This is a genomic window from Streptomyces sp. NPDC055099 (assembly GCF_053607685.1).
This window is the reverse complement of sequence record NZ_JBSGUA010000045.1, coordinates 1-11164: the sequence shown is the minus strand read 5'-3', so window position 1 is coordinate 11164 and position 11164 is coordinate 1. Positions and strand designations below refer to the sequence as shown.

Here is an 11164-nt window from a genome sequence, read left to right as displayed (position 1 = left end):
GTCCCACTCCGCATTCGTTAAATCACCACGACCCATACGACCAGCCTGACGCCAACTACCCACCCACGTCAGGAGATCCGAGAAACAGTGCCTAACCGGCGACGCAGAAGGAGGTCCTTCGGCATGGACGGTCAGATAGATCAGCACACCCCACCGCACGCAGGCACCACATGGTCGCAAATGTGAGCCGGCATCGACCCAGGCAAGACCCATCACTACTGCGTCGCGCTCGACGAGAGCAATCGTCGGCTGCTGTCACGACGCGTCGCCGACGACGTACCCGAACTGCTCGAACTCCTCACCGACGTCCTGGCCCTGGGCGAGGAGGTGACGGCGCACGGCCATCAGAAAGTCCTCGCGCGCTTTCCGGAACTCGAGGTACGCCTCAGGCCATGCGGTGATGCCGGTGGTCGGTATGCCGCGGGCCAGCCATGCGATATGCCAGAGCGCGTGGTTCAGTTCGACGGCGGCAGTATTGCTTTCTACCCCGCCGAGGAGCCAGCGGGCTTCTGCCAGCGCCGAGCGGTGGGCCGTGGCTGCTGCGAGTTCGTTGAGCACCTCATCGGTCGGTCTCCAGCGGCGTCGACCCGGTAATAGGCCGCGAGAGATGGCCAGCCCTGTGTACGGGCGCTGAGTTCCTTGACGGAGTGGGCGTAGTCCGCGTGGCGAGGGTCGGTAGACCTGCACTCCTCCGGGGCCGATCCGGGCTCGGAGACTCCGGCGAGCGCGGCGATCATCCGCTCCAAACCCCAGCTGGCGTCGACCCGCTGGGGCGCCTGCCTCTCTTCTCCAGCTCCCTCACCTGCCCTCCCGAGGGTTCATCCGCATCCCCATGGTCACCAGAGCACCGAAACCTCGCCAGTCCAGTCCGGAAGTTCAGGGCTCCCCATTCGATCGCGCTCGCTCCGGACGCCCGAACGACCGGAACGGTTCGGAGGCCGCAGAAGCCGTCCGTACGGCACTTCGTTCGCAACTCCTGAGGCCGCACAGGTGCGCGAGCACTCCCAGCGCAGGCCTCCCCAGGGCAGCAGCGGGGCGCGCCCTGCAAGGGGCGCGCCCCGTGTACGAGTCAGCCGGCCTGGCCGAGACCCGGGTCGCCCCGGTCGTCATCGCCGTCGCCGGGAGCGTCGTTGTCCCCGCGCTTGTAGGGGCTGTCGTCGGCGGTGTCGTCGAGCAGGGGCTCCTCCACCTCGACGGGGCGGTAGGGGGAGGGGCGGTCCTCCAGGAGCGGGTTACTGAGGCCCTTCCCTATGATCGACATCCCGGCTTGGAGCTCCGTACCGGCACCGGCGTTCTTGGCGGCCACGGAGTGGATTCCGTCGGCGGTCAGCCGCCACTGATACGACGGGTCGTCAGGATTGCACTGCCCGGCGTCCGCGTACCAGTCCTGGCCCTGTGGCTTGGCGACGAGGCACTTGTCGCCCGCGACCGACAGCATGTACGTGCCGGGGTAGTTGCTGTAGCGCACCGTCACCCGGAAAGTGGGATCGTCTCCGGCCTTGGCCTGGTCGAACTCGGTGACCTGCGGGCGGTCCCCGATCGAAAGGGCGTGTCCTGCCTCCTCCTGGGACTCGAACCGGTAGGTGCGGCCCGGCAGCGGGGAGGCGCAGTCGGCGATGTCCCTGCGGCACTGGTCGCGCACGAGGTTCAGGTAGAAGTGGTCGGAGGTGTCCGGCCCGCCCGGGCGGTCGAGTCTGAGGGTGCCGTTGTTGCGTTCCCCCATCAGCCAGTAGTCCAGCTCGCGTCCGCCCTGGTGGGTGGGCTGGTCCGCGATGATGGCGTGGCGCTGGAGCTGGACGGGGATGCTGCCGGGCGGGTTGTTGAAGTCGGCCATGAACATCCAGTCGGCGCCGGGCGCGTGGACCCGCATGTAGTTCCTGGCCGCTTCGTACATCTGCACCTGGTCGTTGGGCTGGTTGCCGAGGGAACGGGCGTGTCCGGTCCAGTACCAGTCGTTGTTGATCTGGATTCCGAAAATGGGCCGCCGGGACCCGGCGACGTCCACCGTGACCGCGTCCGTCACGGTGTGCCGGGTCACGAAAGCCAGGCCGTTGCGCTGCTGGCCCACGTCGGCCCAGTAGATGTTGGCGGGGCCGACCCGGTTCGGGTTGCGCTCGTTCGCTCCGGCATGCCAGATGTACTCGGAGACGGTCGACTGGGAGAAGCGGCGTCCGGTATTGGCCCCGGGCGGCTCGCTGCCCGCTTCCTGGAGGGCCAGGATGTCGACGTTGTCGAACCGGGGCACCACACTGGTCGTCCAGCGCGAGTCGCGCCCGGGGCCGTCCATGCGCAGGAACTGGCCGTTCATGTTCCACGAACCGAGTCGCCGGTCCGTGGGGGCGGCGTGGGCGGGCGTCCCCATGCCGGGCAGGGCCGGCACGACGAGCGGCAGCGGCAGCAGGGCTGCCGCGGCGACGAACAGGGTGACGCGCGCGCGGCGGCTCCGTGGAAGACGTACTCGATGTTTGCGATGCCTTAACAGCATTGCTTTCTAGTTCCTCTCGGATAGATCGTCGGCCGGCTTCCGCCATGGAGCGGGCCATGGGTCCACCGGGTAAGGGGCCTCCGTCCGGAAACGGAGGCCAGGCTCCACCGGCCCCTCGCCTCCCCTGACCCGGGGCCGGCGACGGAGACCCCCTTTCGGTCTCCGGGTCTGGGCGCCCCGACTTCGGACAGCCGCACGAGGGTCAGCGAAAGTCACTCCCTGGCGGTGCCGTGATCGGGGAGCGCGTTCGGCGGTGCGGGCGAGGCCTGATGTGCCGGGCAGCGTCGCGAAGCGTGCGCCGCCGCCGACAGGCACGAGCTTCGTGCTGCGTCGGCCCGTCCCACAACGTTCCACGGAAAGGAAGGGATGCTGGAACGGTGAAACGGCCTGTGGCCTGCGGGAGTTCCATCCCCATGGAACGGTGGACTGGGACGGGAAGAGGGACGATGACGGCTTGCGGGCCGCGCCCCGTCAAGGGTGCGGGGAACTGCGCGAGCAACCACCACGCACCTGCGGTCTACCGGGGGCCCGCGCACCTGCGTGTCGCGGCGCCCCTCCTGTGCGGCAGCGCCCCGGACGCGGGAGCCCGTGCACGTCCGCTCCGAACTCTTCTTCTGAAAAAGGCCGTTCGGGAGAGCGCCGGAGCGTCGAAGGGCAGCCTGTACGGCATGTCCCTCTCCACGATCATCGCTCTCATATCGGCAGCTGCTGCTCTGGGGGCCGCGGCCCTGGCCGCCTACACGGCGCGCGGGAACAGCATCCGCGCAAGCTTCGACCTCGCGCTGGCCCTTTACAGCGATCTGACCTCGCTGGATGTCGCCCGCTCGCGCAGCGTCCTTGAGTTCTACCGGCGGGGGAGCGCCCCGGCTGAGCAGGTGCACGGCAACGTTCTGGATCACTACTTCGCTCTGCTCTGGCAGTTCGAGAAGATCTACGCGGGCCGCGAAGCCTTGGACCGGCAGCGGCTCCTCAACGGCTCTTCACCTGCAGTCCGCTACCTGGACGAGATGATCGCCTGGCATGTGACCGAGTGGGCCGCCCGTTGGCTCGAACTCCACAATCTGCTTCAGGCGCACCTGCCAGCAGGCGACACGCTCGATGACCGCCACTCACTGCAGACGTTCTGCAGGCTCGCCGACCACTTCCGCAGCGCCGCAGGGGCGGTCCAAAGCATCCGCGCGGCCATCCCCGGCACGACTGCTCCAGCCCCATGACCGACCCCCTGGCCGGCATCAGTCCTTGATGGTAGGCAGCACGCCAGGATTCGACTCCGACGCTTCGACGTTCTCGCTGCGCTCGGCGACCAGCTTCTTCGTGCGCTGGCCGGCGCTCTTTGCGTCGTACGAGACACCTGGCGCCCAGTTGATAGCGGCAGGATCGGTCCACGTGACCCCATAGTTCTTCACGCGCCCGTCATCGCCGTGATCACTGACAACGGCCCCGCTAGCCCGGCGATGTCAGGGCACCGTGCCACCCTGGCGGCATGCCCGGCGGTGCCCATCACCACGAAGCCGATGCCGCTCGAGGGTGAAGGCGGCGGACAGGGACTATGCCGACCGCGGTGTACAAAAAGCGCAGTACGGCATCGACCCGCCCCAGGAGATGCGGGCGGTAAGCGAGACGGCCTGAGGTGGACGCGACAGCATGCGGCCCCGGCGAGGAGGATCCCGCCGGGGCCGCATGCATCCTTACCGCTACTTCAAGTGGTACTTGCAGCCCTTTGAGGACCCGCCGCCTGCGTACGAGGCGACGGTCTTCCCGTCGACCTTGATGCTGCACGGCGGGAAGTCGAATGACCCGCTGGGGGTCATGACGGCTTGGGCCCCCACGGACAGGTTGATGCCCGATTTGAGGAACGCGCCTTCGAGCGTCACGGCGGTGGTCTTCTTCCAGGGGAGGGTGGCCTGCTGGGAGTGCAGCGTGTCCGTTACGTACGTGATGAGGGGCTTGCCTTCGCCTTCGACGGCGACGGTCACTTCGTACGTCTTCGGCTTGCCCCACTTGCTAGCTGCCTTCACGGGCTCCTGCGCCGGCTTCGTCGAGCGGCCGGCATCGGCCTTCGCGTCGTCGCCTCCGCCGCCGCACCCTGCGAGCAGCGCAGCCGCCATGGTCACAGCGACTCCAACGACCGTCTTGCGCATATCTTTTCCCCTCCGGCATTGCTCTTCCGGCACGGGCACACCGCCACGGCGCCGGGATGCTGATCATATGAGGGGGAGTCCGACCGCCCGACCGTGCGACCGTGCGACCGTGCGTGACGGAAGTGGCCGCGGATGGGTCCTGGTGGGTGGCCCGGCATGGCGGGGCGGCGCCTCGCCGGGGTTTTCGTGGCGGGCTTGCTCCTGGCCACGGGTGCTTGATCGCACGCGTAGGAGGGGGGAGGCGCCCGGTATGGCGAGTGTGGCGGGTTTGACGGCGTGCGGTCCACAGCGTGCCCGGGTTCAGGCGCTGTCAGGACCCGTCACGCAACCTCCTTGGAATCGCAGGAGGGTCAGGCTATGGCTGCTGTGGACGTTCACGTATGTCCCCAGCCGGAACGTCACGTAATTCCCCTGGTACTGGGTCGTGAGCCGACTATGAGGTCCTGGGTCAGTCCCACCCCAGAGCACGAGGAGAAGGTGCCGTTGGGATGCAGGTAGAAGTCGCGCAGGGCATTGAAGTGCTCCAGCAGGTACTTCCTTGGACCACCGACGATCTTGTCCGCCCACCGTCGCCGACGACCTGGCGCGATGGCGCACGGGCCTGGCCGGCCGCCCAGAAGTCGATATCCGTGTATACGAAGCCGACAACCACCTGTTCTTCCCCGGCACAGGAGCATCCACCCCTGCCGGATACGAAACCCCGCAGCATGTCGACCCCGCCGTCATCACCGACATCTCCCGTTGGCTGAACCACAGTCAGAGATGAGCGTTCGCGCCGCCGGTGAGCCGGCCTCGCAGTCTTCCCGGCGCGGCATCAGCACACCTGCGAACCCGTGCACCGCGGAATGCGCCCCGCTCGCCCCCGCGACAGCACCTGCCGTCGCTCGGCACGAGCACACTCGTGCCTGAAGGCCCGCAAGGCGCACCAGTCGGCAGGCGCGCAGGAGACCGGGAGCCCTCCTGGGCCGTGCCGACGCTCGAGGGCGGTAGACGCCGTCGCCTTTGAGGTGGCAGTCGCGGAGGGCTTTCCAGGCCTTCATGCGGGCGAAGGCATGTTCGATGCGGGCGTGAACCTGCTTGTGAGAGCGGTTGTGTTCTTGCTTCCACTTGGCCAACTCCTCGCCCGGGGTATGGCGGTGAGGCATGAGGAGTCCGGTGTCCAGATAGCCGCCGTCGGCCATAGTGAGGGTCTTGCCCACGGCGGCTTGCGGACCGGGTTCCTCCCATGCCATGCCGTTGTGGCGGTTGCCGGGCGGGGGTTCGCAGACCATGACGATCAGAGGGGTGTCGGTTTCGCACCAGCCACGGCAAGATCGTCTCACCCGGCAGTCCTGTCCTATCGAGGCGTTGAGGGGTTCCCGACCGTTCGTCGCTGGCCGGGCCACATGTCGTCATACGCGGCGTCGAAGAACTGCCTTTGCGGTCCGCGCAGCGCGGAGGCGTCGGCCAATTCGCCGCGGGCTGCCTCGGTGAGGCGGGCCGCATAACGATAGGCAGCGCCGCGCAGGGGTTCGGTTCTGGCCGACAGGTCGATTTCCGCGTGCGCGAGCCACAGGTCATCGACGAGTCGGTCGATCGGGGGATCGGCTGTGCTGGCGCCGGCCTGGGGGAGTGCGAACGCGGTCTTTTCCACCTGCGAGGCAGTACTGAGGAACTTCAGGACCGCGTTCTTCAGCTCCGTACGATGCGCGGCTGACTCCTGTGTCTCCAACTGCCGGGTACTCGCCCGTGACACAAGGTACTGGCCGAACAACGACCCGCCCGCGCCGAGCACCACACCTGCCAGAGACAACAGCGCCGGCCATAAGGTTCCCCAAGATCCCATGGTCGGAGTCTCTCAGCTCGCCGCCAATACAGCCGGGCTGACCATGGGCAGCCCACACCAGGGCCGTTACGGGACAGCCCCTTGAGCTGATGGTGAGGTGGGTGAAGTGATGCTCATGCTTGTGCGTTGCCGGTAGCGGGATTCTCGACGCGGGTGATCCCGGGCTTGTGCGGGGTGTACTGCTGGGTGGGGAGAAGATCAACGAGGGAGCGACAGGCGTGGCGGCTGGGTCACGTCTGCGTAGCGGCTACCGGCCCCACTCCCGTTGGAGCGGCTTGCGGTGCCGTGGGGCAGCGGCTGGTGTCGTGTCCTTCGTGACCATGGAGATGGACATTTGCGGCGGCCGCGGCGCTGTGTCCGGGAGGAATCTCTCTGCTGACGGACAGGCTCCGCCTGGGGTAGAGGTAGCCCGCCGCTGGCGCTAACCGGCCCCTCACCACGACCCCCGACCCGGGCGTCGAGCTCGTCGCCGGTGACCCTGTGGGTAAGGTGCGCGAGCTCAAGCAGGAGGACGGCAAGGGGATCTGGCTGTGCGGCGGCGGCGAGCTGGCCGGAGCGCTCTTTGCGGAGATCGACGAACTGGTCGTCGAGCTGGCACCGATGGCGATCGGTTCGGGGACGCCCCTGTTCGGGCAGAAGCAGCCGTTCGACCCGACGTTCTTCACCCTGACCGACAGCACGATCATGGACAGCGGCACCGTTTTCCTCACGTATGCGAGGAAGTGAGCACACGCGAAGCTGTGAGGACGGGCGGTGTCCGTGAGCGGGAACGCGTATCCGACTCTCTCTCCGCTCTCCGCGCTCCGCTCTCTTCTACGGAGACTCCGTGAGGGCTGGGCTCTGGACCGGGGCCGTGTTCCGGATCTGCTGGGCGTGGACTTCTCTGCCGCAGCAGACCCTTGAGGGGCGCCTTCCCGCCGTGGTGACCCGCACCGCGCCCCCGTCCTCCTGGTAGCAAAAGGTGCGCTGCGCAAACCGTTGCCCACCCTCGATGGTGCGCATGCGGGTCGAGTCGGGTCGGGATCGGACGGGGCGTTGTCGCCGATGTCCTCGCCGTGGGCCAGGACACCGGCGGCATCCCGGCTCTCAGTGTCGCCTCGCCATGCGAGCGAGCAGATCCTCACGCAGCTTCAGCAGATCAGTAGGGGTGGCTGTATCGGCGCCCCATGCCGCGCCCTGCGCTGCTTCCCGCAGCGGCGGCACAGCGGCGACCAACAACCCCACCGTCCAGGTTAAACGGCGGCAAACGGATCGAACCCGACGCCGACAGAGCGGTATCCGCCACACAGCCCCGCCGCTGAACCTGGACGCACCGAGCGGGAATTGGATCAGGGCCGGGAATTGGATCAGGGAGCCCAGGGTGCCTCCACGGCCCAGGTCGTGTCCTCGACGAAGTTGCTCGGATTGTCCGCGGTACGTGACCCACCGGGAACGGCGAGATACACCTCGGCGTTGTAGTGGCGCAGATACTGGCCCGGGTAGTTCTGGGCCATCAGACGGACACCGCCCTGGCTCGGCACCGCGCAGAACGTGGCGTCCGCACGGAACAGCGCCGAGCCATCACCGGCCTCCCGGTGGACCCGGAACTCGCGGTGGCGCAGGTACTCGCCGGGGTAGTTGCGGGACTCGAAGGAGTAGCAGGAGTTGTCGGCCAGGCCCGGCACGATCCGCCAGGTGGCGTCGTTCTTCAGCAGGTCGCTGCTGCCGTTGTTCACGACCTCCGTGTAGGCGAGCGCGTCCCTATGGCGCAGATGACGGTCCGTGTAGCCGGGGGTGGTGACCCGCAGCGACTTCAGGCCGGTGGGCAGGGTCGTCGGTGGCGGCGGATTCGTCGAGGCGTTTATCAGGGCCTGGTTCGCCGTCTTGACCTGCGCCGCGTCGACCTTGACCACCTGACGGTCGTAGGTCAGCAGACCGTTGATCTCGTTCTCGACGTCGGTGATCTCGGTGTAGACCGACGCGGACAGACCGGCAGGCATCTGCTGCAGGCGCAGTGCGTCGATCAGGCCGATGAAGCGGTTGTTCAGATGGGCGGCGTCGGCCTGGTCCTCGTAGGAGAAGCCGTTGCCCGGCGACCACTCATGGCCCGGCACCCGTAGCCCAAGGCCGCCGTACTCGCCCAGGACGGCGGCACGGGTCGAGGAGGGTCCGGTCACGCCGGGGCCCACATAGATGTGGTTGTCGATCACATCGCCGTTACCGCCGTCGACCGAGCCACAGCAATTGATGCCGCTCAGAAGCCGTCTCGCAACCTTGGAATCGCAGGAGAATCAGGCGATGACTGTCCGCTTGTCGCGGAAAGCGAGATCGCTCCGCGCCCACAACACGGCGATGGGCAGCGTGACCACGATGATGCCGACCGCGCCGCGGACGCGCTCGTCTGCCTTGTCGGCGCACGCAGTCGCGAACTCCTTGGACGTGCTGTCCCACATCTCCCGTTCCGTGTAGAGCCAATCGGTGAACGACGACTTCTGGAACAACGCCGGTGCCCCGCAAGAGATCGGCGTTTGCGTGAGTCCCCCGCCGCGCAGACGGCCCTTGCCTTCATGCTGAGGCGGCCAGAAGGCGAGCCACAACGCCCACAGCATGCCTGCCACCGCGGCGACGCCCGCCGCGACGCGTATCCGTTGCGCATTCCCCGTTGTCACGTAAGACCCCCGATGATCAAGCATGTTGGCGTCACACACCCTACGTAGTCCCAACCCAGGGTGTGACTCTCGCCCCTCAAAGATGCAAGGGCACCAGGGACTCCCCACCCACTCGACACGCCCCTTGGGGAGTCGACCAGCAGCGAGCCCCTGACAGATGAGACTCCGTCAGGGGCACACGATCGGCACGCAAGTCCTGGGCAGGGTAGCGGCTGGGCTCGCCGCGTTCTACAGCACCCTACGTTTCGAAGGCTGTGGAGCCTCCTCGACCAGTTCACATGGTTGCTACACGGCTTCTCATGTTGTCGACCAGGCGCGAGGGGTCGGCGGCCTTCACCTTGTCGGCGATGCGGGCCTGGTCGTACTGGCCCCAGCCCTCGTTCTGGTTGACCCACATCACGAGCGACGGTGAACTGCGGTGCTCGTCGATGATCTGGTCGTACTCCGCCTCCCACTGGGTGCGGGCGGCCGAGTCCGGTGGCCGGGTGTCCATCGAGGGCATGTCCTGCCACACGAGCAGCCCGAGCCGGTCGGCCCAGTAGAACCACCGCTGCGGCTCCACCTTGATGTGCTTGCGCACCATGTTGAAGCCGAGGTCCTTGTGTTTCTGCAGGTCGTACTTGAGGGCGTCGTCGGTGGGCGCGGTGTAGATGCCGTCGGGCCAGTACCCCTGGTCGAGGGTGCCGTTCTGGAACACGAACTTGCCGTTGAGCAGGAGCCGTTGCTTGCCGTCGACGGTGCCGCGCGAGATCGATCGCATACCCGCGTAACTGCCGACGGAGTCGGACACCGTGGAGCCGGAGACGAGGTCGGCTTTCACGTCGTACAGGAACGGGTCGTCCGGCGACCACAGACGCGGGTTGGTGATGCGCACCGTCAGCTGCGAGCCGACCGCGCCGGTCGCCGTGCCCACCGTCGTGCCGCCGGAACTGACCGTGACGCGCGCGCTCTGGCCGCTGATCCCCTCGCCCCAAACAGTGACCCGCAGCGCAGCGTCCAACAGGTTCGGCACCATGTCGAGGCGGGTGATGTGGGCGGGTGAGGTGGGCTCCAGCCACACGGTCTGCCAGATGCCGGAGGCTGCGGTGTAGAAGATGCCGCCGCCCGGATGCGGCGTCACGTCGTTGATGCGCTGCTTGCCCACGGCCTGGCCGCCGGTCTGGGTCGGATCGAACACCGAGACGACGATGGTGTTGGTGCCACCGTTGAGCAGGGGCGTGATGTCGTAGCGGAAGGCGTCGTAGCCGCCGCTGTGTGTGGCACCCGCCTGCTGTCCGTTCACCCACACCGTTGTACGCCAGTCGCTGGCACCGAAGTTGAGCTGGACGCGACGCCCGTTCCAGTTCGACGGCACGGTGAACGTGCGCTTGTACCAAAGCTTGTCGCTCTGGGTGATCTTGCGCTGGATGCCGGAGAGCGCGGACTCCGCCACGAACGGCACCCGAATCTGCTCGGTGAACGAGGCCGGCTGCCCGGCATTCGCCGAGGTGACAGCGAAATCCCAGATGCCGTTGAGGTTGCTCCAGTCGGGCCGGGTCAGTTGTGGCCGCGGATACTCCGGAAGCGGGTTGTCGCGGGAGACCTGGTTGGTCCACGGCGTCGTCATCGGCGCCGGTTTCGGTGTCCAGGCGGTGGGGGCGGCCTGGGCCGCGGGTGCCAGGGCGGTGGCACCGCACAGGACCAGGGCGAGGGCACTCAGCAGGTTGCCGAGGGTGTGGCCCGAACGTAATGGCGACGGCGGACGCGTGGGGCGCCGCGATCTGAGTCGCGTGGGCTGGATGTGCATCGGAGCTCCTCGAGTCGCAGGGCACGGCCGGCTGGCCGCTGGACGACGGAACGGAGGTGCTGGAGCACGTGGAGTGCTCGCTGTTGTTCACAGCGCTGTACAGGGGTGGGGCATAGTCCACCGGGGCAGCGGGTCCGGAACGTGTGCCGCACTCTTACATCGTTGTAAGGAGAGTTCTTATGCACTAGTAGGACTCCGTTAGGTTGGTGCTGATCTGCGCTTTCTGGGCAGGGGTTGTTGGCAGGTGGTGCAGATGCCGGTCCAGCACCTCAGGATGTC

General features: G+C 67.3%; 7 protein-coding genes and 4 pseudogenes. 3 read left to right on the top strand and 8 right to left on the bottom strand.

The window, feature by feature from the left end; all coding sequences use genetic code 11:
• Positions 1-192: 192 nt before the first annotated feature.
• Positions 193-330, top strand: a pseudogene (locus tag ACWFRU_RS41840) (IS110 family transposase); the annotation flags it as partial.
• A gap of 739 nt (positions 331-1069) precedes the next feature.
• On the opposite strand, the gene ACWFRU_RS41835 reads toward ACWFRU_RS41840, so the two are convergent.
• Positions 1070-2485: an endonuclease/exonuclease/phosphatase family protein gene (locus ACWFRU_RS41835; protein ID WP_453694051.1), complete on the bottom strand. Its 1416-nt coding sequence runs from the start codon at positions 2483-2485 to the stop codon at positions 1070-1072.
• Between the two features lie 668 nt (positions 2486-3153).
• On the opposite strand from ACWFRU_RS41835, the gene ACWFRU_RS41830 reads away from it, so the two are divergent.
• Positions 3154-3699 carry a hypothetical protein gene (locus tag ACWFRU_RS41830; protein ID WP_453694049.1) on the top strand — a complete coding sequence of 182 codons (546 nt, stop codon included), beginning with the start codon at positions 3154-3156 and terminating at the stop codon, positions 3697-3699.
• Between the two features lie 18 nt (positions 3700-3717).
• Here the strand turns inward: ACWFRU_RS41830 and ACWFRU_RS41825 are convergent, their stop codons facing one another.
• The 4 genes and pseudogenes from ACWFRU_RS41825 to ACWFRU_RS41810 form a co-directional block, all read right to left on the bottom strand.
• Complete coding sequence (locus ACWFRU_RS41825) at positions 3718-3891, bottom strand: hypothetical protein (protein WP_453694047.1); 174 nt, start codon at positions 3889-3891, stop codon at positions 3718-3720.
• Between the two features lie 288 nt (positions 3892-4179).
• On the bottom strand, positions 4180-4599 hold the full coding sequence (locus ACWFRU_RS41820) for a hypothetical protein (protein ID WP_453694045.1): 420 nt from the start codon (positions 4597-4599) through the stop codon (positions 4180-4182).
• Positions 4600-5612: 1013 nt separating this feature from the next.
• Positions 5613-5921, bottom strand: a pseudogene (locus ACWFRU_RS41815) (transposase family protein); the annotation flags it as partial.
• Between the two features lie 41 nt (positions 5922-5962).
• A complete protein-coding gene (locus ACWFRU_RS41810; RefSeq protein WP_453694043.1) occupies positions 5963-6451 on the bottom strand; it encodes a hypothetical protein in 489 nt (162 codons plus the stop codon).
• 480 nt (positions 6452-6931) lie between these two features.
• Here ACWFRU_RS41810 and ACWFRU_RS41805 point away from each other — a divergent pair, with 480 nt between their 5' ends.
• Positions 6932-7177, top strand: coding sequence for a dihydrofolate reductase family protein (locus ACWFRU_RS41805; RefSeq protein WP_453694041.1), 246 nt, complete (start codon positions 6932-6934; stop codon positions 7175-7177).
• 620 nt (positions 7178-7797) lie between these two features.
• Here ACWFRU_RS41805 and ACWFRU_RS41800 read toward each other — a convergent pair.
• The 3 genes and pseudogenes from ACWFRU_RS41800 to ACWFRU_RS41790 form a co-directional block, all read right to left on the bottom strand.
• A pseudogene (locus ACWFRU_RS41800) lies at positions 7798-8688 on the bottom strand (AbfB domain-containing protein); the annotation flags it as partial.
• Between the two features lie 33 nt (positions 8689-8721).
• Positions 8722-9123, bottom strand: a complete 402-nt coding sequence (locus ACWFRU_RS41795; RefSeq protein WP_453694039.1) for a hypothetical protein — start codon at positions 9121-9123, stop codon at positions 8722-8724.
• A gap of 274 nt (positions 9124-9397) precedes the next feature.
• Positions 9398-10885, bottom strand: a pseudogene (locus ACWFRU_RS41790) (glycoside hydrolase family 2 protein); the annotation flags it as partial.
• Positions 10886-11164: the final 279 nt, after the last annotated feature.

Excerpts from the sequence above, each read along its gene's own strand:
- ACWFRU_RS41835 (WP_453694051.1), bottom strand. The coding sequence starts at position 2,485 with ATGCTGTTAAGGCATCGCAAACATCGAGTACGTCTTCCACGGAGCCGC.
- ACWFRU_RS41810 (WP_453694043.1), bottom strand. The coding sequence starts at position 6,451 with ATGGGATCTTGGGGAACCTTATGGCCGGCGCTGTTGTCTCTGGCAGGT.
- ACWFRU_RS41830 (WP_453694049.1), top strand. The coding sequence starts at position 3,154 with ATGTCCCTCTCCACGATCATCGCTCTCATATCGGCAGCTGCTGCTCTG.
- ACWFRU_RS41795 (WP_453694039.1), bottom strand. The coding sequence starts at position 9,123 with ATGCTTGATCATCGGGGGTCTTACGTGACAACGGGGAATGCGCAACGG.